Raw genomic sequence first — 21,957 nt, forward strand, 5'->3', positions numbered from 1 at the left:
GTCATGATCCTCGGCATGGGTACGGACCTGTGCATGATTTCGCGCATTGAAAAAAGTGTAGAACGCTTTGGGGACCGTTTCCTGAAACGCGTCTTTACCGAAGCCGAGCGCGCCTATGCCGACCGCTTTAAGGGGGTTGCGCGCATGGGTAGTTACGCCAAGCGCTGGGCGGCCAAGGAGGCCTGCGTGAAGGCGCTGGGCACAGGCTTCGCTAATGGGGTCATGCTTCAGGATATCGGGGTCTTCAATGGGCCGGGCGGCGCGCCGGAACTACGGCTTTCAGGTGGCGCGAAAGAGGTCCTTCAGCGCCTGACGCCCCCAGGGCAGGTGGCCCAGATTCTGGTCAGCATGAGCGATGATCCGCCCTTTGCTCTTGCTCAGGTCATCATCCAATCGATCCCTCTGGCGGTCGTACAGTCCGCGTCACAACCCTTCGTCCGGATTGAACCGCTCGCCAACGCCGTCAAGCTGCGTTAAGAGCGTCTCATGACCAAGGAGAACAGGCCCGTGCAGGGTTCAGAAAGTGCCGGCGACAAGCCTGCGCGCCGCGAAGAGTCGCTTGGCGAGAGCATCCGTTATTTCTGCGTACTGCTGCTGGCCGTATTTGCAGTGCGATCTCTCGTGGTGGAGCCTTTCAACATCCCGTCCGGCTCGATGATCCCGACGCTGCAGATCGGCGATTTCGTTTTGGTCTCGAAGTTCAGCTACGGCTATTCGCGCTTCTCGTTTCCGTTTTCGCCGAATGTCTTCAGTGGCCGGATCCTGAACTCCACGCCTCATCGTGGTGACGTTGCGGTTTTCCGTTTCACGCGTGATACGTCAGTCGATTATATCAAGCGTATCATTGGCCTGCCCGGAGACCATATTCAGGTCACGGGAGGCAAGCTGATCCTCAATGGCATCGAAGTTCCGCGTACGGCGCTTGGTCATTACGAGGTGCTGGACGAAAACAACCGTCTTCTCAGCGGAGAGCGTTATCGCGAGAGCCTTCCCGGAAGCGCTGGTCGTCCCACTGTCGAGCATGATATTCTCAAGCTGACGGATGAAGGGTTCGCCAACGATACGCCCGAATATGTCGTGCCGGAGGGTTCCTTTTTCGCTATGGGCGATGACCGTGATGACAGTGCCGACAGCCGTTTTCAAGGCGATGGCCCGGATGATCTCGGCTTTGTCCCTATGCAGAACCTTGTCGGCCGCGCGCCTATCGTCTTGTTCTCCATGGATATGCGTCATCCCGCCTGGCAGTTTTGGTATTGGCCGACCGAGATTCGTTGGAACCGCTTCCTGCATCCCGTCAGATGACACTTTCCTCCACAGAAGCCCTGGCCTCGATGCAGGTTGCCTTGGGGCATGATTTCAAGAAGCCTGAACTGCTGAGCGAGGCCCTGACGCACCGTTCTGCCGTCTCCGGGCGTGACCCGCGTCGTGCCCGCCGGAACCAGCGTCCCAAGGGGAGTGGATCGAACGAGCGCCTCGAATTTATCGGGGATCGTGTCCTAGGCCTATTGATGGCTGAGTGGCTGCTGGAGCGCTATCCGGACGAGCAGGAAGGGGCTCTCGGTCCCCGTCACGCTCATCTGGTATCGCGAACCGTCTTGGCCGAAATCGCCGATCAGGTCGGTCTTTCGGCCTCGCTCCAGATTTCGCCACATGAGGAAGATGCCGGTATCCGGCGTTTATCCAGCATCCGTGCGGACGCAATGGAAGCCCTTCTCGGCGCGTTGTATCTCGATGGCGGTCTGGAACCGGCCCGTCGTGTGGTCCACCAGTATTGGCAGTCCCGCATCGAAAGCGCCGACCGGCCCCACAAGGAGCCCAAGACGTTGCTGCAGGAATACATGCTCTCGCAGGGGTTGCCGCTTCCCCGTTACGAACTCCTGTCTTCGGATGGCCCCTCACATGCGCCGGTCTTTCGCGTCAGCGTCACGACTATGGGGCACACGGGAACGGGAGAAGCCGGCAGTAAGAGGCTGGCAGAAAGCGCAGCGGCAACCGCCCTGCTGAAACACCTCGGTCAGAATGTGGCGTCCTGAGATGTCATTAATAAAGGATCAGAACATGACCACGCGCTGCGGTTTCGTGGCTCTCGTCGGCGCCCCGAATGCGGGGAAATCCACCTTGCTTAACCGGATTGCCGGAGCCAAGCTGTCCATCGTCAGCCCTAAGGCCCAGACGACCCGTTTTCGGACGCTGGGCATCGTCATGCAGGACAATGCTCAGATCATTCTCGTGGATCTGCCAGGTATCTTCAAGCCGCGCCGCCGTCTTGACCGGGCGATGGTCAACGCAGCCTGGTCTGGGTCGCAGGATGCGGATTTGACCTTGCTGCTGGTGGATGCAAAATCCGGCCTGCGCGAGGATGTCCGCGAGATCATCGCCAAGCTGGCCGAAAGTAAGAATCGCATCTGGCTCGTTCTGAACAAGACGGACCTCGTCGAGCGTGGTGAACTTCTGCCTCTGACGCAGGAAATCAACGGTCTCATCAATGTCGAGCATGTCTTCATGCTGAGCGCCCGTTCGGGTGAGGGCGTGAGCGATCTGATGGCCCGTCTGGCTGCCGAACTGCCCGAAGGTCCTTTTCTCTATCCCGAAGACGACCTGACGGACCTTCCGGACCGTCTGCTCGCCGCCGAACTGGTCCGTGAGCAGATCTTCATGCAGACGCATGAGGAAATTCCCTATCAGGCCACTGTCGAGACCGAGAGCTTCAAGGAACGTCCGGACGGATCGGTACGGATCGAGGTGACGATTTACGTCTCCCGTCCTGGACACAAGGCCATCCTGATCGGGGAGGGCGGTCACAAGATCAAGTCACTCGGTGCGCGGGCGCGTATGGAGCTTCAGGAGCTTCTGGACCGCAAATGCCATCTTTTTCTGAACGTCAAGGAACGTGCGGGATGGGACGAGGAAAAGGCCAGGCTGCGCGCCATTGGTCTCGACGATTGAAAAAGACAGGTGCCGTAGTGTTTGAAATCCGGCATTCTGACATCGCTTGTTCCAATCCCGCCACGTCTGTATGACAGGCGCACTTCAAGACACATCCAGCCAGAGACGGGCATGATGACCGAAATTCGAGAACAGAGCCCCTCCTACAAGCGCGTCCTTCTCAAGGTGTCCGGTGAGGCACTTATGGGTAACGGACCGTCAGGGGTAGACCCCGTAATGGTGGACATGGTTGCCGCCGACATCGCCGATGTGGTGGCTTCCGGAGTGGAAGTTTGCCTCGTCGTCGGCGGTGGCAACATCTTCCGCGGCCTCGCCGCCGCCGCCAAGGGTATGGACCGCGCGCAGGGTGACTATGCCGGCATGCTGGCTACCGTCATCAATGCGCTGATGCTGCAGAACGCGCTTGAGCGTCGCGGTATGGAGACGCGCGTGATGACCGCCATCCAGATGGCCTCCATTGCAGAGCCCTATATCCGCCGCCGCGCCGTGCGCCACATGGAAAAGGGGCGCGTCGTTATTTTTGCAGCCGGTACTGGTAATCCCTTCTTCACGACGGACACGGCCGCCGCCCTGCGCGCCAACGAGATGGAGTGCGATGCCCTCTTCAAGGGTACGCAGGTGGACGGCGTATATTCCGCCGACCCGCGCCGCAATCCGGACGCACAGCGCTATGACCAATTAACTTATCTCGAGGTCCTGGCCCGCGATCTGAACGTTATGGACGCCGCAGCCATCAGCTTGGCGCGTGAAAACAGATTGCCCATCGTGGTCTTCAACATGCATGCTCCCGGCTCCTTCGGGGCCGTGATGCGTGGGGAAGGGCTCTTTACCAAGATCATCGAAGCGGATTGATCTCCGTATTTTCAACGAAATCTTCAGGCTCTCTCCTGAAAACCACGCCGAACTGAAAGGAACAGCTTATGTCCGCTGCCCTGAATGACCTTCTCACCGACCTGACCCGCCGTATGGACGGTGCGATCGAAAGCCTGCGTCGGGACCTTTCCGGTCTGCGCTCGGGCCGGGCAAGCCCAAATCTCCTGGAGCCGGTACGCGTCGAAGCCTATGGCTCGGAAGTTCCGCTGTCGCAGGTCGGGTCCATCGCCGTTCCCGAAGCCCGTATGCTGACGGTGTCCGTCTGGGACCGTACGGTTGTCGGCGCCGTCGAGCGTGCCATCCGGGACAGCGGTCTTGGCCTCAATCCGTCCACGGACGGTCAGACGGTCCGCGTTCCCATTCCGGCCCTGACCGAAGAGCGCCGCAACGAACTGGCCCGTGCCGCCAGCCGTTATGCCGAGAACGGCAAAATTTCCGTGCGTGGCGTGCGTCGTGACGGCATGGAGCAGACCAAGGCCCTGGAAAAGAAGAGTGAGATTAGCCAAGACGACATGAAGACTTGGACCGACGCCATCCAGAAGCTGACGGACCAGTACATCAAGAAGGTCGACGATATTTTCGCGGACAAAGAACGCGAGATCAAACAGGTCTGATTGCGCATTTGTCTGCAGGATCTCTTCCCCGTCACGACCGTATCGTCTCCTCTTCATCCGGGGGCGGCGTGAGCGTCGTTCCCGTCCATATTGCCATGATTATGGACGGGAACGGCCGCTGGGCACGCGCGCGCAAACTCCCTGTGGCCGCAGGGCACCGTCAGGGTGCGGAATCCGTACAGCAATGCGTTCGCACGGCCATCCGGCAGGGCGTACGATACCTGACGCTCTATGCGTTTTCGTCGGAAAACTGGCGCCGCTCCGCAGAGGAAGTTGGGGATCTGACGTCCCTGCTGCGCTTCTATCTGCGTCATAAGATCAACGAGCTTCATACCCAGGGTGTGCGCCTGCGGATCATCGGTGAGCCCGAGCGTTTCGAGGGTTCCCTGCGCGAAGAACTGCGCCGCGCCGAATCCCTGACGCTCCACAACACGACCCTGACCCTCACGCTCGCGTTGTCTTATGGTGGCCGTGCAGATATCGTGCAGGCTGCCCGCCGGCTGGCTGAAGATGCCGTTGCCGGTAAAATCGCGGCCGAGAGCATCAGCGAAGCCATGCTCGACGATGCGCTCCAGACCTCCGACATGCCCGATCCCGATCTGGTCATTCGCACCAGTGGCGAGTGTCGTCTGTCTAATTTTCTGCTCTGGCAGAGCGCCTATGCCGAGCTGGTTTTTATGGATGTGCTCTGGCCCGATTTTGGCGAAGTCGAGTTTCTCGAAGCTCTCTCGCGCTTTGCGAGCCGTCAGCGCAGGTTTGGCGGCCGCCCCGCATGAGTGCCTCTTCTAGATGGTCTGACCTGCGCCTGCGCCTGCTGTCCGCTGCGGTCCTGATCCCGATTGCGGCTTTCTGCATCTGGCAGGGTGGTCCGGTCTATGATGCTCTGATCCTGCTGGCGATGTTTGGTCTGGCCTGGGAAGGCGAAACCCTCATCCGCCAGCCCCTCAAGACATGGCGCGGCTGCCTTCTGTTGGCCTGGCCCGTCATCGCCGGTTTCGCGGCGCTGAAAGGGGAGTGGAGCGCAGCTTTCTGGATGATCTGGCCAACCCTGATTTTCGGCTTTCCGGCCAGCGTTCCCGTCGTTGTTGCCATCATCGGGGGGCTGTCGCTCCTGTGGCTGAGACACCTGCCGCTTGGCATGGCGTCAGTTCTGTTCGTCATCTCCGTTGTGGTCGCGAGCGACAGTTTCGCCTATCTGGCCGGTCGTATTTTCGGCGGCCCCAAGCTGGCGCCTTCGATTTCACCGGGCAAGACACGCTCTGGCGCAATCGGCGGCCTCGTTGGTTCGGCGCTTGCCGGTGGCCTGGTCGCTTGGCTGACTGTGCCGGGCACCCAACTCGGTGGTCTGCTATGTGGCGCTATCCTTAGCGTATTTTCCCAGAGCGGAGACCTTCTGGAAAGCGCCGCCAAGCGTCGTCTCGGCGTCAAGGATTCAGGTCGTCTGATCCCTGGACATGGCGGTCTTCTGGACCGCTTTGACGGTCTTCTCGCGGCAGCGCCTGCCGCGGCACTGCTTTCGCTCGCGGTTGCCGCGCAGCCTTTCTGGTCCATCCTGCCTGCAGATCTGACAGGCGGTTCTGTACATCCACCCATTCTTCAGGGGAGTTCTTCTCATGACTGACGGTTCTGCGGGCCAAACACGCCGCCGCATTACGGTGCTCGGCAGCACTGGCAGTATCGGAACTTCGACGGTCGACCTTCTTGCCCGGATTCCTGATGAGATCGAGGTGCGGGCTCTGGTCGGCGGCTGCAACGCCGCGCTGCTGGCCGAGCAGGCGCGTCGTCTGAACGCCGAAGTCGCCGTCATTCATGACGAGAGCCGTCACGAAGAGCTGAAATCTTGCCTCGCTGGGACGGGCATCCGGACCGCGGCTGGTCGTCAGGCCGTCATTGAGGCTGGCGCTATGGAAGCCGACTGGACCATGGCAGCCATTACGGGTGCTGCGGGCCTCGAACCTACGCTCGCGGCTGCCCGCAACGGTCATGCCGTGGCGCTTGCGAATAAGGAAGCGTTGGTTTGCGCCGGTGATGTCATGCTGCGCGCTGTTGCTGAAGCGGGTGCGACGCTGCTACCAGTCGATTCGGAACACAATGCTATCGCCCAGTCTCTTGGCGCCTGTGACATGGACAGCGTCGAGAAGATCATTCTGACGGCTTCGGGCGGACCGTTTCGCAAATCCTCGATTGAGGAAATGCGTGCCGCCACGCCAGAAAAGGCTCTGAAGCATCCGACTTGGACGATGGGGGCGAAGATCACGATCGATTCCGCCTCCATGGCGAACAAAGGTTTGGAAGTCATCGAGGCAGCCCGTCTTTTTGGCCTGACCGAAGACCGGATCGATGTTCTGGTTCATCCCCAGTCGGTTGTGCACGGACTGGTGCAGTTCCGCGACGGCAGCCTCGTTTCCCAGATGGGCTCTGCTGATATGCGTATTCCCATCGCCCACACACTCGCCTGGCCGAAGCGCATGGTGACACCCTGCGAGCGTCTTGATCTTGCCGCCTACGGGCGTCTGGAGTTCGAGGCGCCGGATGAAGTGCGCTTCACTCCCTTGTGTCTTGCCCGTCAGGTTCTCCGAGCCGGTGGTGCGGCACCAGCCGTTTTCTCCGCTGCGAACGAAGTTGCCGTTGATGCTTTCTTAAACAGACGCATCGGCTTCCTCGGTATCGGTGAGACAATCGACGCTGCGCTGCAGGCCATGGATGAAAATCCGGAACTCAATACCCTCGATGACGTGCTGCACTGGGACGCGCGGGGCAGGGCCCTCGCCGAAGCCTATATCCTGAGGCAGAGTGGGGGACTGCGAAATGACGTGAGCGAGAACGCGCTGAATGCATGATCTTCTGCGGACCATTCTGGCCTATGTCCTGATTCTGGGGGTCCTCGTCTTCATCCATGAACTCGGGCATTACCTCGCGGCACGATGGCGTGGTGTGAAGGTCGATACCTTTTCCATCGGCTTCGGGCCTGCCCTGCATCGCTGGTACGATCGTTCGGGCACGGAATGGCGTATCAGTGCCATTCCCCTGGGCGGGTTCGTCAAGCCGCACGGCTTTGAAGGTCCGGAAGATGCAACTGACGAACAGAAAGCTGCCTGGATTCCGGGCCGGACTTTCCATGACAAGCCCGTAGGATCCCGGGCCATCGTCATCCTTATGGGGCCGGTCTTCAATTTCATCTTCGCGATCCTGGCCTTCACGGTGCTGTTCGCGGTGGTGGGCAAGCCTGAGATCCACGGGGATATCTCGCAAGTCACGGCCGGAAGTCCTGCGGACCGTGCGGGCGTAAGGCCTGGTGATGTGATTACCCGGATCGGCAATACGCATATTCTCGGTGCCGAGGATGTCATGGCGACTGTCGCATCCCATCCCGGTCAGCATACGGTTCTGGGCATCCATCGTGGCACGGAAGACCTTAGTCTTCCGGTTACGCTCGGCATCCTGAAGAACGGTGGCCACGACATGGGGAGTCTCGGCGTGGCATTTGCCGTCTCGAGGGGACGTCCCGTTTCCTTGCCTTCGGCCTTCATCATGGGGATGCAGGAGGCCTGGGACAAATCGGTCATGACGCTTCAGGGTGTCTGGCAGATCCTCAGCGGGCAGCGGAGTGCGAAGGAACTGGGAGGGACGATTCGCATCGCGCAGCTCTCAGGTCAGGTCGCCAGTTACGGTCTGCCCAGCATCATTTCCTTCATGGCGCTGCTTTCGATCAATCTTGGGCTGATTAATCTTTTCCCAATTCCCGTGCTCGATGGGGGGCGTCTTGTGTTTTATGTCTGCGAGGCTATCCGCGGCCGCCCGGTTTCACGCAGGGTGCAGGAGGTGAGTATGCAGGTCGGAATGGCTCTGATCGGCGCTCTTTTCCTATTCTCAACGTTAAACGATCTATCCAACATCGGACTGTTTCACTGGCTTTTTCACGCGGTAAGCTAAATATTCTGAAAAGACTTGTGATACAGTTGAACACGTCAGGGCATCTTGCGCGGGACAGGGGTTATCGGATACCTCCGCAAATGGCGTAACGTGTCAGTCGCCTGCAAAAAATATGTTACAAGGAAAGCCGGTTTGTCAGGATCACGGTCAAGAGGTTCCCGGTCTTCGAACAAGCGTCTGGTGCTTTTCGCATCAGCCTGTCTGCTGCCCGTTGTCCTCGGAACGGCTCAGGCGCGTTCCGTTCGTCATCAGGCCCCGGCATCAGTCCCCGGTGGAAACATCATCCAGGCCATCTCGGTAAAGGGAAACACCCGCATCGAGACGAGTACGGTGCTATCCTATATGGTCGCCCAGCCTGGTGACACGTTCAATCAGGATGACCTCGACCGCTCTCTGAAGACACTTTATGCCACGGGTCTGTTCAAGGACGTGACGTTGCATCGTGACGGCAACACGCTTCTGGTGGACTTGGTCGAAAACCCGATCGTCAACCGTATCGTGTTCGAGGGGAATCACGCGCTGAAGGACGAGGACCTCCGTAAGGAAATCAGCCTGCGTCCTCGCGCCGTGTTTTCTGCTCAGACGACTGCCGCCGATCGCCAGAAGATACTGAACCAGTATGCCTCCAAGGCCCGCTTCGGTGCGACCGTCACGCCGCAGATCGTCAAGCTTTCCCATAACCGTGTCGACGTAATCTTTAACATCAACGAAGCGCAGCAGACGCTCATCAAGAAGATCGTTTTCGTTGGAAATCATGCCTTCAGCGAAGCACGCCTCGCACAGGTCATCTCGTCCAAGGAGACGATCTGGTACCGCTTTTTCTCGTCTTCGGATGAATACAATCCCGAGCGCGTAAAGTACGATGCAGAGCTGCTGCGTCGTTTTTACCTGCACAACGGCTTTGTCGATTTCCACATGGTGGATGCCACAGGAGAGCTGGCTCCCGACCACAAGTCGTTCTACATCACCTTCACCATTCATGAGGGCGACCGCTATCGTCTGGGTAAGATGGATGTGCGTTCCAGCGTGCGACACGTGACGCCCGAGATGCTGCGCCCGCATATCGAGCTGTTTCCGCATCAGATCTATGACGGCACGGCGATTCAGAATAACACGAAGAATATGCAGGAATGGCTCCAGGCATCAGGCCATCCCTTTGCGATGGTTCGTTCAGAGATCGCCCGAAATCCGGAAAAGCATATCGTTGACCTGCTGTTCGACGTCACGGAAGGTCCGCATGTCTATGTCGAGCGTATCGACATCAACGGTAACACCATCACCCATGATGACGTGATCCGACGGAACCTTCCGATGGCCGAAGGGGACCCGTACACTCCGTTCGACCGCAAGTATTCCAAGCTTGGTCTCCAGGATCTTGGTTATTTCAGTTCGGTCTCCGTCGATCAAACGCAGGGTTCTGCGCCCGACCGTGTGAACGTTTCCGCAAACGTAGTCGAAAAGCCGACCGGTGAGTTTTCCCTTGGCGGCGGTTACTCGACGGACGTTGGTATTCTTGGTAACGCCTCGATCAAGCAGCACAACCTGCTCGGAACGGGTGTGGATGCCGGTATTTCGGGGACGGTCGCCTACTATGAAAAGCAGGCTGACATCTCCGTCACCGATCCGTACTTCCTGAACCGTAACCTTGTGGCCGGTGCGGATTTCTACTTCATCCAGAACAATTACCAGACGTATCAGAGCTATAAGGAATCCCAGTACGGCATGAGCTTGCGTCTGGGGTATGCCTATAACCGATACCTATCCCAGTCCTGGAACTATACGCTCGTTGACCGTCAGGTCGGCAATTTCTACGACGCCGCTGCCGTTGCTGAAGATCCGAGTCTGATCCAGTATGTTCCGTCGATCTACGTCCAGCAGTCGGCCGGCTGGTCGCTTCTCTCGCAGATCAGTACGTCCGTGACGTATGATCGTCGTGATCGCCGCATGAAGCCGCATTCGGGTTATATGTTCAAAGTCGGTGGCGATTTCGCAGGTCTGGGCGGTAACTCGAAATATGCTCGTGTGAAGGCGGATGGTGCTTATTATCTGCCGCTCGATGACCTGACAGGAAACCATGACTGGACCTTCCAGTTCAAGGGTGGCGTCGGCTACATGGGTGACTGGAGTTCGAGCGGAAACCGCAACATCATCGATAACTTCTATCTTGGTGGTGAAAACCTGCGAGGCTTCCTTCAGGGTGGTGTCGGCCCGCGTTCAGGCCATCTCAAGATCAACGGTGTCTATATCCCGGCCCAAGGTCAGGAAGATCTGCTCGGTGGCCGTTTTATGTATACAGCTTCCGCACAGCTCAACTTCCCGCTGCCCATGGGGGACGATCTTGGGGTTTCGGGCCGTGGATTCATTGACGCAGGCAGCCTTGCGGGCGTGCGCGTTAAGCATCTTTATACGAACCGTACGAATGATGGGGACAACTATACCCCGATCACTGGTGACAACCTGATCCCACGTGTCTCTGGTGGTCTCGGTGTGTCCTGGAAGAGCCCGTTCGGCTTGGTTAACATCGATGGTGCCGTGCCGATCCGTAAGGAGCATGGTGACCGTCTCTATCCGCTGCGTTTTGGTTTTGGTCAGCAGTTCTGAACTGTTCGAGGCCTTGTCGTCCTGTTTCTCAACCCCTTGCCGAGAGGTGGTCATGACCCTCAATTCCCTGATGCGCACGGTTTCGGCCGGCGCGCTTCTGGCAGCGACGATTCTCGTCTCTGCTCCGGTCGCTCAGGCTCAGGCCGCCGGCGGCAATGGTGGCTGGTTTGTTCCCAAGGCTGCTCATCCTGACGCCCCTCCGCCGCGGCCCATTCAGCGCCGTGTTCCGGAAGCTACGCCAGATGAAGAAGAAGACTCTGCACCGGCCGAACAGCAGCAGGCTCCGCCGGTCCTTCCGCTGCCGCCGATCCCGGCTCCTCCGAGCATCGCAAAGGCCTCTCCCCCGCCGGCTGCCGTCATCGGCGTGATTAATGTCCAGGCCGTTATGCAGATTTCCAGCGCTTGGCAGGAAATTCAGCAGGTTCTGGGTGCCCGCCGTGACCGTCTCGCGCAGGCCGTTCAGCGTGAGGAGGCTGCCTGGCGTGGCGAGCAGCAGAAGCTTCAGGCCCAAGCTCGCAGTCTGACGTCCGACCAGATCCAGCTGCGTGAGCGTCACCTGCAGGAACGCCGTGCCAAGGATCAGCACGATTTCGGCAATCAGGCTCGTATCATCCAGGAAGCGGCACAGGTTGCCATGCACCAGATCGAGCGTGAGTTGGAAGAGCCAAACGGCATTATCGCCGCTGTCGCTGCTGCCCATAACATGAATCTGATCCTGCATGCGGAGCAGGTTGTGCTTCACGTTGGCGGTCAGGACATCACCGAGGAAGTCGGCACGCAGCTCAACAAGACGCTGCCACATGTCTTCATTCCCGATGATGGTGTGGACCCCGAGCAGCTCGCTCGTTCCGGTAAGATGCCCACTACGGCTGACGAACAGCGGCAGGCCCAGGGTCAGCAGCCTCTTGGGCCTCAACAAGCTGCGGCGTCCGCTCCGAGCGAGTCCGTTCTGCGTCAGCATCACTGAGGCGACGGGCCGTGTCTGACATGACAGCAAGTGACAGCCGACCGGGCGACAGCCGTTTCTTTCAGCGTTCCGGACCTTTCGGTTTGGAACGGCTAGCAGAGGTCTCGGGTAGCGACATCATTCCGGCTTCATCAGGGAAGGGGCAGTCCGAGTTTCGTGGTGTTGCGCCCCTCCATGTTGCAGGGCCGGATGAAATCAGCTTCCTCGACAATCGCCGCTACCTGCCACTTCTGGCGGAAACGAAGGCCGGAGCGGTTATTCTCTCCCCGGCCTTCACCGGCAAGCTGCCGCCTGATACGGCGGGGTTGGCCTGCAAGGCGCCTTATCTGGCTTGGGCACGTGTTGCCACGCTGTTCCACCCGGCCTCCGCGTCCACGGGTGTCCGCCATCCGAGTGCCTGGATCGCGGAAGATGCCGAAATTGGCGAAAACGTTGAGATCGGTCCTTTTGCCGTGATTGGTAGTGGTGTCCGTATTGGTCGTGACAGCATTGTCGCAAGCCATGCCAGTATAGGCCAGAGTGTTGAGATCGGGGCGCGTTGCCGGATCGGCGCTCATGTCGCCATCTCTCATGCCCGGATCGGTGATCGCGTCACGCTCTATCCTGGTGTGCGTATCGGTCAGGATGGTTTCGGGTTCGCCGTCGGCCCCGAAGGTTTCGAAACGGTCCCGCAACTTGGGCTTGTTGTGTTGGAAGACGGCGTAGAAGTGGGGGCGAACTCCACCATCGATCGTGGTTCCATGCGTGACACCCTGATCGGAGCCGGAACCCGGATCGATAATCTCGTGCAGATCGGCCATAATGCCCGTCTGGGACGCTGTTGCATCATCGTCTCGCAGGCCGGAATTTCCGGCTCTACGGAATTGGGTGATTTTGTCACCATTGCTGCACAGGCTGGCCTGATCGGACATATTAAGATCGGCGCGAAGGCCCGGATAGGCGCTCAGTGTGGCGTTATGTCGGATGTAGACGCTGGCGCCGATGTCATCGGCAGCCCCGCGATGCCGTTCCGTGAATTTTTTCGTAATGTTGCGACCTTGCGAAAACTTTCTCGTAAAAGCGGGGACTAGCAGTCTTGCGGCGCGGATGGTAACTCCCCCGCAGGTTTGCTAAGGGAAGCCATTCGTGCTGCCACAGGGCAGAGATTGACAGACTAACACCGCTTGAAGGGCATGGTGAAACGATGGACCGAGTGGACGCTCCAGCCGAACAGATGACTCCCGCGACAGACGCCGCTGCTGACAGCCATCAGGTTCCGCAGAGCATCGACATCCTAAAGATCATGCAGTCGATCCCGCATCGCTATCCGTTTCTGCTGATCGATAAGATGGTCGAGATCCACGCCGGGCAGTCCGCCATCGGCATCAAGAATGTGACGGTCAACGAGCCGTTCTTTCAGGGACATTTTCCGTCTCATCCCGTCATGCCGGGCGTGCTGATCGTCGAAGCTATGGCTCAGACGGCAGCGACGCTAGTGGTCATGACGTTGGGTAAGGCGTTTGAAGGTAAGCTGGTCTATTTCATGACGATCGAAAATGCGAAATTCCGCCGCCCGGTCGGTCCTGGTGATCAACTCCGGATTCATGTCGATAAGGAGCGCTCTCGCGCCAACGTCTGGAAGTTCAAGGGTGTAGCCCGCGTTGACGACGTTGCCGTTGCCGAAGCGACCTTCAGTGCGATGATCATGGGTTGACCCTGATGCAGATGGCAGGAAATCGCCCCGAGACAGCTGAAATTCATGCGACCGCCATCGTCGATCCACGCGCGCGCATCGGGGAAAACGTGCGCATTGGCCCCTGGTGTCAAGTCGGTCCCAATGTCACGATCGGCGACGGGGTCTGTCTGCATGCGTCCGTTCTCGTGGATGGTTACACGACCTTGCGTGAAGGCGTGGAAATCTATCCTTTCGTGACAATCGGCCTGGCCCCACAAGACCTCAAATATGCTGGCGAGCCGACGCTGTGCGAGGTCGGCGCCAATACTGTTATTCGTGAAAATGTGACGATTCACCGTGGCACCGCGCAGGGGCATGCCCTGACGCGGATCGGTGCGAACTGCCTGATCATGGCCAATTCACATGTCGCCCATGACTGCGTCCTCGGTGACCGTGTTATCATCGTCAACAATGTCGTCATGGGTGGCCATGTCGAGATCGACGATGACGCCAAGATCATGGGATCTGCCGCGTTGCACCAGTTCGTTCGAATCGGCCGTGGCGCCGTTGTTGGCGGTGTCTGCGGTGTGGAAATGGACGTCATTCCTTATGGAAGCGTTCTGGGAAATCGCGCCCGTCTAGTTGGATTGAACTGGATCGGCCTGAAGCGTTCTGGCGTAGGTCCAGAGGAAATGCGGGCCATGCGGCGCGCTTTCCGGACGCTTTATCCGCGTCATGGTGCGACAGAGACTGTCTTGGAAACCCGGATTGCCGAAGTCCGGCAGGAATATGGGCATCTCCCCCGCATCGCCGAGATGCTGGACTTCATGGAAGCTCCCAGTCGTCGAGGCCTGACCCGCGTTGCGCGTCAGGAAGGGCAGTTCGAAACCGAAGGCGCCTGATCGTGGGGGATCGTGGTTGTATCGGTATTCTGGCAGGCTCGGGGCCGCTTCCCGCGCAGGTCGCCGCTGCAGCCATCGCCAAGGGGCGCAAGGTTTTCATTATCGGGTTTCGAGATTTTGCCGATCGTGTACTTCTCGAACCTTACCCGCATGAAATCATCCGTCTTGCCGCCGCCGGTGACATTCTTGGTGCTCTCAAACGGAACAACTGTCGCGAACTGGTTCTGATCGGGCCGGTGCGTCGTCCCGCCTGGCGTGACCTGCGTCCCGATGCCGAAGGAGCGCGTATCCTGGCCAGATTGGGCCGCGCTATTTTCTCGGGGGATGATGGACTGCTCGGAGCAGTCGTTCGTGTTCTCGGTGAGGAGGGCTTCCATGTGCGGGGCGCCCACGAATTCCTCGAGCATGCCACCGGCCGCTCCGGAACCCTCGGACGCGTACTTCCTGATATTCAAGCTAAACAGGATATTACTCGTGGTGTCGAGGTCCTGAAGGTAATGGCAGCTCTGGATATTGGTCAGGGTTGCGTTGTTCAGAACGGTCTTGTGCTGGCTGTGGAGGCTCTGGAGGGGACGGATGCCATGCTGGGACGCTGTGGGCGCCTCATGCAGGCGGGAAGTGGGGGCGTTTTGGTGAAGATGCCGAAGACAGGGCAGGACCTTCGGGCAGACATGCCGACGATCGGGCCGGAGACGCTGGAAAATGCCGCCCGGAACGGATTGCGGGGCGTTGCGTTTCAGCCCGGAGTGACCCTCATGACGGACCCCGCTGGCTGCGTAAAGCTAGCGGATCGTTACGGGCTGTTTTTATATGGACTGACGCCGGAAGATCTGAAGGATAAGTGATGAGCACGTTTCTGCATACGATGGTGAGAATCCGGGATATCGACCGGAGTCTGGCGTTTTACAAGCTGCTCGGAATGAAGGAACTTCGTCGCAAGGAAGTGCGTGAAGGGCGTTATACGCTTGTTTTCATCGGATTCGATGACAACGAACACGGACAGGCCGAGATTGAACTGACCTATAACTGGGACCAGGAAACCGACTACGAGGTCGGCACCGGTTTCGGGCATTTCGCGATTGGCGTGCCGGATGTGGCTGCTCTTGTGGAGACGGTCCGCAGCGGAGGCGGCAAGGTGACGCGTGAGGCCGGTCCGTTGAAATTCGGAACGATCATCATTGCGTTCGTCGAGGATCCCGACGGCTACAAGATCGAACTTATCGAGAAGACGTAAAGTTTTTCAGCAGCTTCAGGGCATTTTCCAGCGCATCGACGATCGTCTTTGCGTTCTGCTGGACTGCCTTGTCCTTGTGCGTGCCGAGAATGTCGGCACAGAGCAGGGCAGGGGCGAGCGCGTTGCGCATGTCGTGGCGGAAGGTCGCGACGTCCTGGGGGGAGTTGCTGGCGGGGAGAGTATTGCTGGACTCGGGCATAGGTTGAAGTTCCTGTAGGTCTGGCATTGACATGAGGGGCCTGCGTGCTTACAAGCCCGGGTCTCAATCACCGGGCGTTTCGTGCGCCCGATCGACGCGGATGTCCAGCAGTTGAGGCGTCCGCCTGGTTTTTAAGGATCAACGTCATGAAGCGCACGTATCAACCCTCCAAGCTGGTTCGCAAGCGTCGTCACGGTTTCCGTACGCGTAGCGAAACCGTCGGTGGCCGCCGCGTACTGGCCAACCGTCGCTCCAAGGGTCGCAAGAAGCTCTCTGCCTGAGTTTGACCCGATCGGTACGATCCATACAACAGGCCACACTCCGCGCCGTTTGAAAAAACGGCCGCAGTTTCTGCGTGTGGCCGGGAAGGGGCGCAAGGTCGCCACTCCCGGTATGGTCGTGCAGATCCTGCCGGATGACACAGCGACCGAAACCCGCGTCGGTTTCACGGTCACGAAAAAAGTCGGTAATTCTGTCATCCGTAACCGCACCCGCCGTCGCCTCCGCGAGGCCCTGCGCCTCGTTGCGCGGGAAGACGGTCTGCCTTCCGGCGATTTCGTCCTCATCGGACGGGACAAGACCCGGGAGCGCGATTTTTTCCTTCTCAAGGATGATCTGCGTCAGGCTCTTCGCAAGGGGCTGGACGTTAATTTCCGGGAAAGCCCCCGCGGGCCGTCCGGCAAAGGCCGGTACCGGGCGAAATGATCGCGTCCGTGATCAGGAAAGCCGTTACGGCCCTGATGCTGTCGCTCATCGACGCCTACAAGCTCTTCATCAGCCCGTTCATTGGCAGGAACTGCCGGTTCGATCCGACATGCAGTACCTATGCGCTGACGGTCATCCGTGAGCATGGGCCTGTACGTGGGGGATGGCTTGCACTGCGCAGGATCGGGTGCTGTCATCCTTGGTCAGAAGGGGGTGTGGACCTGCCTCCGAAGCCACACCAGCATTAAAAAAGCCCTCCGCCTATTGTTTTGAATGCGGTTTTCGGCCACTTGAGGCGCAAGCCCTATTCAGTGAGACGAAAGACCGGCATCCGCCCGATGGACACCAAACGCATTATTGCGGCCACACTTCTCTCGGCCCTTATCCTGATCGGTTTCGACTATTTTATGCCGAAGCCCCATCAGGACGATCCCCATTCCGTCACACATGCGCCTGCAGCACAGGTTCAGAACAGCGCGCCGACCACGGCTGCGCCACCTGCCGAGGCTGCTGCTGAAACGCAGGCGACTGCGCGGCGCATTCCGGTGACGGGGCCGGACGTGCAGGGCTCCCTTAACCTCAAGGGTGCGGTGCTGGATGATCTGATCCTCACGAAATATCGTGAGACCCTGGCCAAGGACAGCCCGCTGGTGCGGCTGCTGGACAAGGCGGGGAGTGCGCATCCCACGTTCGTCGTGATCGGCTGGACGAATGCTCCGGGCTCCAATGCCCGCCTGCCGGATCTGAACACGGTCTGGGAGAGCTCCGACGAGATGCTGACGCCGGACCATCCGGTGACGCTGCACTGGGATAACGGGCAGGGGTTGGTGTTCTCCATCCAGATCGCACTGGACGAGCACTACATGTTCGCCGTGAGCCAGACGGTCGAGAACCATTCGGGTCAGCCGGTGGCTCTGGTACCGTTCGAGCGCGTGCAGCGTGACTATGATGCACCTGAAGGGGCTTTCACGGCGCATGAGGGGCCGATCGCCGTTATCGGTGGCCGGATGCAGGATGAGAGCTACAAGAACCTGCGCAAGGGGGCTGACCATCCGGATCACGTGTCCTGGTCGTCCACGGGTACGAATGGCTGGGATGGCATCAGCGATAAGTTCTGGCTGACGGCCGTGGCCCCTGCTGACGGCACGCCGGTTGCGGCAAGCTTTGCTTACGTGCCGGGAACGCCGGGGTCATATCAGGTGGGTATGTCCACCCAGAACGCCCAGCAGATCATGCCGAACGGTTCCATCACCGAGAAGAGCCATGTCTTTGCAGGTGCGAAGGTTGTCAGCCTGCTTCAGGGCTATAGCAAACAGCTCGGCATTCCGGATCTGGACAAGGCGATCGACTTCGGCTGGTTCAGCTTCCTGACCCGTCCGCTGCTGACGCTGCTGCACTGGCTGTATCTGCATCTGGGTAATTTCGGTCTGGCGCTGATGGCGCTGACGCTGATTGTCAAGATCGTTCTATTCCCGCTGGCCTCCAAGGCTGCCCAGTCCTCGGCGCGGATGCGTCTACTGGCGCCCAAGGTCAAAGAGATCCGGGAGAAGAACAAGGACGATCCGATGGCCATGAACCAGAAGGTCATGGCGCTGTATCGTGAAGAGAAGGTGAGCCCTGCGAGCGGCTGTCTGCCGATGCTGATCCAGGCGCCGATCTTCTTTTGCCTATACAAAATCCTGAACATCAGCATTGATGCGCGCCATGCGCCGTTCTTTGGCTGGATCCATGATTTGTCGATGCCGGACCCGACGAACGTGTTCAATCTGTTCGGGCTGCTGCCGTTTGATCCGACGCATTACTCGTCGTTCCTGCATGTCAGCATCTGGGGCACGGCGCTTGGCTTGACGTTCTGGCTGCTGCAGCGCCAGACCAGCTCGACGGCGAGCCTTGATCCGGCACAGGCACGGATGATGCAGTTCATGCCGCTGGTCTATGTGTTTTTCATGTCCGGCTTCCCGGCCAGTCTTCTGGTCTATTACACTTGGAACAACCTGCTGACGGTTGCGCAACAGATGTTCATCCAGCGCCGGACGGGTCTGCCCGTTCCGGTCTCGCGGACCTGAGGCCCGGCAAAGGCATGATGAAAGAAATTCCGGGGCCTCCGACCGAGGCCCAGATCGAGGATGGGCGGCTTCTGTTCGCGGGGGAATGTGAGTTCTTCTTCGGCTCGCAGAAGATCGACCAGCTTCCGCCCGTCGGCCGTCCCGAAGTAGCATTTGCCGGTCGGTCCAATGTCGGCAAGTCGAGCATCATCAATGCGCTTACGGGGCGTCGTGCGCTGGCACGGGCCTCGTCCGAACCGGGCCGGACCAAGCAGCTCAACTTCTTCAATCTGGCTGACCGGCTGTCTCTCGTGGACATGCCGGGTTACGGGTTTGCCAAGGCGGCGAAGTCGGTCAAGGAAGACTGGCAGGACATGATGTTCGCCTATCTTCGTGGTCGGACAACGCTGGAGCGGGTCATCCTGCTTCTGGATGCGCGGATCGAGCTTAAGGCATCGGACAAGGATGTCATGGAGTTGCTGGACCGGGCCGCCGTGGTGTTCCAGATCGTGCTGACCAAATGCGATCAGGTGAAGCCGAAAGCGCTGGCGGCGAAAATTGCGGAAGTCGAGGCGCTTGCGCTCAAGCATGCCGCAGCCTATCCGCGCATCATTGCCACCAGCAGCGAGACCGGTTTCGGAATCGAGGATCTGCGGGCTGAAATTGCCCGTTTTGCCGTGCCACTCCAAGCGTCAGGGGAAGGATAGTCCGGATCATGACCAGTAAGACCCCCATTGAAAACAACAGCCGGACGCACAGCGACAAGCTGCCGGATGTGGCACCTGTCGTGAATGCGGAGGAAGCGCAGCAGCAGGCTGCCATCCTGTCTAGCGCACTGCCGTTCCTGCGGCGCTATGCTGGTGACACGATTGTCGTTAAATATGGTGGTCATGCCATGGGCGAGGGCAAGCTGGCGCATGCCTTTGGCTATGACATTTCCCTGCTCAAGTTGGTCGGAATCAATCCGATTGTGGTGCATGGCGGTGGGCCGCAGATCAGCGCCATGCTGGACCGGCTGAAGATCCGTTCGGAGTTCATCGACGGGCTGCGTGTGACCGACAAGTCCATGGTCGATGTGATCGAGATGGTTCTGTCCGGCAGCGTCAACAAGCAGGTGGCGCAGTTGATCAACCGGGCCGGAGCACTGGCTGTCGGCATTTCCGGCAAGGATGGCGGGCTGATCCAGGCACGTCGTCTGACGCGCACCAAGCGCGATCCGGACAGTGAGATCGAGAAGGTCATTGATCTGGGATTTGTCGGACAGCCGGAAAAAATCGATCCGCGGGTGCTGTATGCGCTGCTCGGCGCGGGCCTGATCCCCGTGATCGCCCCTGTGGGTGTCGGCGAGGATGGGGAGACCTACAACATCAACGCTGACACTGCAGCTGGCGCGATTGCCGGTGCGGTGCATGCTTCGCGTCTGCTGATGCTGACGGATGTTCCGGGCGTTCTGGACGAGAACGGCAAGCTCATCGAAGAGCTGAGCGCGGAAGAGGCCATGCGCCGGATTGCGGACGGGTCGATTTCGGGCGGCATGATCCCCAAGGTCGAGACCTGCCTCGAGGCAGTCCGCAAGGGGGCGAAAGCTGCAGTCATTCTGGACGGGCGCGTGCCGCATAGCTGCCTTCTGGAGCTGTTCACACGGGCCGGACCGGGGACGCTTATCAAGGCGTAACCAACTGGTAGCAGGACTGGACCGGGATTATGGCGCTTCGTGTGAGAAGCGCCATTTTCTATTTTCGGCCACCCCTTCCTGAAGGGCCTGCATGCCACGTTCGAGCAGGCTCTCGGGGGTTTCTTCGGCATTGGCTTCGCGGGAGACAAGTCCTAGCTGAAGCGGCAGGTGGACCGGCGGGTCGATCAGGATGGGAATGCCATGGGCCGTCATGCGCTCGGCCCGTTCGGCTGCGGCGAAGCGGTCCCCGCCATCCATCCAGAGTCCGAATGTGTTGTTGCTGATCCGGCCGATGGCATCTGTCGGACGAATTGCTTTTCGCAGAAGAGCCACGCACTGACGCAGCGCTTCCTCGCCAGCCTCGAAGCCCTGGGTCTTTGAAAGCTCTGTCAGGCCGGGCACGCGGGCGATGATTAGGGTTGCGGCCATCGCCTCCTGATCCAGCCGGCGGCTGCGGCGCTCGATTTCCGATTTCAGGCCGTTCCAGTTCAGAAGGTTCGACGCGATGTCGTAGTCGGAATCTGTCAGGATCCGGCGGTGGATGCTGTCCAGTTCCCAGAATCCGGCCAGCAGGGAGCAGGCCGTCTCGCAGAGCTGCTGGTCCTGCGTAGACCAGGGCTCGGAGCGCCAGAGGACGAGGCAGAGCTGTCTGAGGCTGCGGATGTTTTCGCGGCAGATCATGACATGGCTGTTGCCGCTTCTGAACAACTCCGTGCCCGCTGGGGGCGCTGGCGTCGATAGGGCGGACTGGATGTCCTCAGGCAGGGCGGACGATTTGAAAAGAAAGGTTTTCGGCGCCGAAGTATCCAGCAATGCGCCTTCTGCGAGAAGGGGGATGAGCAGGGCATCTATCGCGGCGGCAGAAGCCAGTCTGGGAACGATGGCCCTGCGAAGTGCGGTAGTGATGGTAGCGAGAATCGCGATCCCGGTGGTGGTGGCGGGGCTACCTGTGACAGGAGTGGTATCGGGCTGGGGAGCAGAAATGCTTTCGACCGGGGCTGTCGTAATGACGGTGGATGTTCCGGGCAGCGTCTGTGAGACCGCCTTGAGAGTGCCGCGTATTCCGGTGACCTGGCCTTCGGTGTCCTGGAAAGGGCATGAGGAGAGGATGACGGTCAGTGCCTCACCTTGCGGGTCCGTGATCTGGACGGGCGTGCCAGTATGGGGCTGAAGGATGTTCACGGTGTCGCACAGCGCGCTGAATGGCCGGCTGATCAGGGGCGTCGTGGGCTGTCCAAGCCATGTTTCGGGGGAAATCAGGATGATCCGACCCCGGTTATCAGTCTCGAAGACCAGATCCACCGCTTGATAAAGCAGGGAGCGCCAGCGTTCACGGCTTTCGAGAGTTGACGCCAGCATGTTTCTCAGGTCCTGCGGGATCCTGTCCGGGGACGAATTGCTCATGAACTGGGAGAGTAAGGAATGCAGATCAGGCAAGGGTGACATATCCCGCAGAAAGCTCTCTGTCGGGCCAGTCATTGAGAGCTTCTGGTTTTCATAAGCGTGATTAGTTAAAAAGTCATTAACAATGCTGGGGTATGGGCAGAAGGGCCGTCAGGAGTAAAGATCCGTTGACATGAAACCCCTGGAACCGCATGGTCCGGCGGAT

25 protein-coding genes are annotated in these 21,957 nt (G+C 59.3%); 23 read left to right on the forward strand and 2 right to left on the reverse strand.

The window, feature by feature from the left end; all coding sequences use genetic code 11:
• The first annotated feature begins 3 nt into the window (after window positions 1-3).
• The 17 genes from acpS (at window position 4) to gloA (ending at window position 15,724) form a co-directional block, all read left to right on the forward strand.
• Complete coding sequence (gene acpS, locus IGS75_RS10430) at window positions 4-477, forward strand: holo-ACP synthase (protein WP_141349881.1); 474 nt, start codon at window positions 4-6, stop codon at window positions 475-477.
• A gap of 9 nt (window positions 478-486) precedes the next feature.
• A complete protein-coding gene (lepB, locus tag IGS75_RS10435) occupies window positions 487-1,302 on the forward strand; it encodes a signal peptidase I (RefSeq protein ID WP_228123659.1) in 816 nt (271 codons plus the stop codon).
• On the forward strand, window positions 1,299-2,033 hold the full coding sequence (rnc, locus tag IGS75_RS10440) for a ribonuclease III (protein ID WP_141349883.1): 735 nt from the start codon (window positions 1,299-1,301) through the stop codon (window positions 2,031-2,033). Before lepB ends, rnc begins: the two co-directional genes overlap by 4 nt.
• Before the next feature lie 25 nt (window positions 2,034-2,058).
• A complete protein-coding gene (gene era / locus IGS75_RS10445) occupies window positions 2,059-2,946 on the forward strand; it encodes a GTPase Era (RefSeq protein WP_141349885.1) in 888 nt (295 codons plus the stop codon).
• Between the two features lie 111 nt (window positions 2,947-3,057).
• Window positions 3,058-3,798, forward strand: coding sequence for a UMP kinase (pyrH, locus tag IGS75_RS10450; RefSeq protein ID WP_373320082.1), 741 nt, complete (start codon window positions 3,058-3,060; stop codon window positions 3,796-3,798).
• Window positions 3,799-3,866: 68 nt separating this feature from the next.
• On the forward strand, window positions 3,867-4,433 hold the full coding sequence (gene frr, locus IGS75_RS10455) for a ribosome recycling factor (RefSeq protein ID WP_141349887.1): 567 nt from the start codon (window positions 3,867-3,869) through the stop codon (window positions 4,431-4,433).
• A 95-nt stretch (window positions 4,434-4,528) separates the two neighbouring features.
• Window positions 4,529-5,209: a polyprenyl diphosphate synthase gene (gene uppS / locus IGS75_RS10460; RefSeq protein ID WP_237469079.1), complete on the forward strand. Its 681-nt coding sequence runs from the start codon at window positions 4,529-4,531 to the stop codon at window positions 5,207-5,209.
• Complete coding sequence (locus IGS75_RS10465; RefSeq protein WP_141349891.1) at window positions 5,206-6,054, forward strand: phosphatidate cytidylyltransferase; 849 nt, start codon at window positions 5,206-5,208, stop codon at window positions 6,052-6,054. The genes uppS and IGS75_RS10465 overlap by 4 nt, the downstream gene beginning before the upstream one ends.
• Entirely contained in the window at window positions 6,047-7,273 is a 1,227-nt protein-coding gene (gene dxr, locus IGS75_RS10470) for a 1-deoxy-D-xylulose-5-phosphate reductoisomerase (protein ID WP_202256792.1), read from the forward strand. Before IGS75_RS10465 ends, dxr begins: the two co-directional genes overlap by 8 nt.
• The gene (gene rseP, locus IGS75_RS10475; protein ID WP_202256793.1) at window positions 7,266-8,366 is read left to right on the forward strand and encodes an RIP metalloprotease RseP; all 1,101 of its coding nucleotides are present in this window, start codon (window positions 7,266-7,268) and stop codon (window positions 8,364-8,366) included. Before dxr ends, rseP begins: the two co-directional genes overlap by 8 nt.
• 132 nt (window positions 8,367-8,498) lie before the next feature.
• Window positions 8,499-10,967 (forward strand): outer membrane protein assembly factor BamA, encoded by a 2,469-nt coding sequence (gene bamA, locus IGS75_RS10480; RefSeq protein ID WP_141349898.1) that lies wholly within the window; start codon window positions 8,499-8,501, stop codon window positions 10,965-10,967.
• Between the two features lie 52 nt (window positions 10,968-11,019).
• Complete coding sequence (locus IGS75_RS10485; protein WP_174787510.1) at window positions 11,020-11,934, forward strand: OmpH family outer membrane protein; 915 nt, start codon at window positions 11,020-11,022, stop codon at window positions 11,932-11,934.
• 20 nt (window positions 11,935-11,954) lie between these two features.
• Complete coding sequence (lpxD, locus tag IGS75_RS10490) at window positions 11,955-13,004, forward strand: UDP-3-O-(3-hydroxymyristoyl)glucosamine N-acyltransferase (protein WP_202258459.1); 1,050 nt, start codon at window positions 11,955-11,957, stop codon at window positions 13,002-13,004.
• Window positions 13,005-13,117: 113 nt separating this feature from the next.
• Window positions 13,118-13,627 (forward strand): 3-hydroxyacyl-ACP dehydratase FabZ, encoded by a 510-nt coding sequence (gene fabZ / locus IGS75_RS10495; protein ID WP_011253341.1) that lies wholly within the window; start codon window positions 13,118-13,120, stop codon window positions 13,625-13,627.
• 5 nt (window positions 13,628-13,632) lie between these two features.
• Window positions 13,633-14,490, forward strand: a complete 858-nt coding sequence (gene lpxA, locus IGS75_RS10500; protein ID WP_202258461.1) for an acyl-ACP--UDP-N-acetylglucosamine O-acyltransferase — start codon at window positions 13,633-13,635, stop codon at window positions 14,488-14,490.
• A 2-nt stretch (window positions 14,491-14,492) separates the two neighbouring features.
• Window positions 14,493-15,335, forward strand: a complete 843-nt coding sequence (locus tag IGS75_RS10505; protein WP_141349900.1) for an LpxI family protein — start codon at window positions 14,493-14,495, stop codon at window positions 15,333-15,335.
• Entirely contained in the window at window positions 15,335-15,724 is a 390-nt protein-coding gene (gloA, locus tag IGS75_RS10510; RefSeq protein ID WP_141349902.1) for a lactoylglutathione lyase, read from the forward strand. The genes IGS75_RS10505 and gloA overlap by 1 nt, the downstream gene beginning before the upstream one ends.
• On the opposite strand, the gene IGS75_RS10515 is transcribed toward gloA, so the two are convergent.
• Window positions 15,708-15,923: a hypothetical protein gene (locus tag IGS75_RS10515; protein WP_226986562.1), complete on the reverse strand. Its 216-nt coding sequence runs from the start codon at window positions 15,921-15,923 to the stop codon at window positions 15,708-15,710. The genes gloA and IGS75_RS10515 overlap by 17 nt on opposite strands.
• Before the next feature lie 146 nt (window positions 15,924-16,069).
• Between IGS75_RS10515 and rpmH the strand changes: the two genes are divergently transcribed.
• The 6 genes from rpmH to argB all read left to right on the forward strand — a co-directional run bounded on the left by rpmH (window position 16,070) and on the right by argB (window position 20,348).
• Window positions 16,070-16,204 carry a 50S ribosomal protein L34 gene (rpmH, locus tag IGS75_RS10520; RefSeq protein ID WP_011253345.1) on the forward strand — a complete coding sequence of 45 codons (135 nt, stop codon included), beginning with the start codon at window positions 16,070-16,072 and terminating at the stop codon, window positions 16,202-16,204.
• A gap of 49 nt (window positions 16,205-16,253) precedes the next feature.
• Complete coding sequence (gene rnpA, locus IGS75_RS10525; RefSeq protein ID WP_237468763.1) at window positions 16,254-16,628, forward strand: ribonuclease P protein component; 375 nt, start codon at window positions 16,254-16,256, stop codon at window positions 16,626-16,628.
• 8 nt (window positions 16,629-16,636) lie between these two features.
• Window positions 16,637-16,876 (forward strand): membrane protein insertion efficiency factor YidD, encoded by a 240-nt coding sequence (gene yidD, locus IGS75_RS10530; RefSeq protein ID WP_237468764.1) that lies wholly within the window; start codon window positions 16,637-16,639, stop codon window positions 16,874-16,876.
• 90 nt (window positions 16,877-16,966) lie between these two features.
• Window positions 16,967-18,694: a membrane protein insertase YidC gene (gene yidC, locus IGS75_RS10535; protein ID WP_202258467.1), complete on the forward strand. Its 1,728-nt coding sequence runs from the start codon at window positions 16,967-16,969 to the stop codon at window positions 18,692-18,694.
• Window positions 18,695-18,711: 17 nt separating this feature from the next.
• On the forward strand, window positions 18,712-19,380 hold the full coding sequence (gene yihA, locus IGS75_RS10540) for a ribosome biogenesis GTP-binding protein YihA/YsxC (RefSeq protein WP_141350179.1): 669 nt from the start codon (window positions 18,712-18,714) through the stop codon (window positions 19,378-19,380).
• Between the two features lie 8 nt (window positions 19,381-19,388).
• Entirely contained in the window at window positions 19,389-20,348 is a 960-nt protein-coding gene (gene argB, locus IGS75_RS10545; RefSeq protein ID WP_041112086.1) for an acetylglutamate kinase, read from the forward strand.
• A 27-nt stretch (window positions 20,349-20,375) separates the two neighbouring features.
• Here the strand turns inward: argB and IGS75_RS10550 are convergent, their stop codons facing one another.
• On the reverse strand, window positions 20,376-21,827 hold the full coding sequence (locus tag IGS75_RS10550; RefSeq protein WP_237468765.1) for a sensor domain-containing diguanylate cyclase: 1,452 nt from the start codon (window positions 21,825-21,827) through the stop codon (window positions 20,376-20,378).
• Window positions 21,828-21,957 lie beyond the last annotated feature (130 nt).

It is taken from the genome of Gluconobacter sphaericus (genome assembly GCF_016757795.1).
GTDB classification, from domain to species: domain Bacteria; phylum Pseudomonadota; class Alphaproteobacteria; order Acetobacterales; family Acetobacteraceae; genus Gluconobacter; species Gluconobacter sphaericus.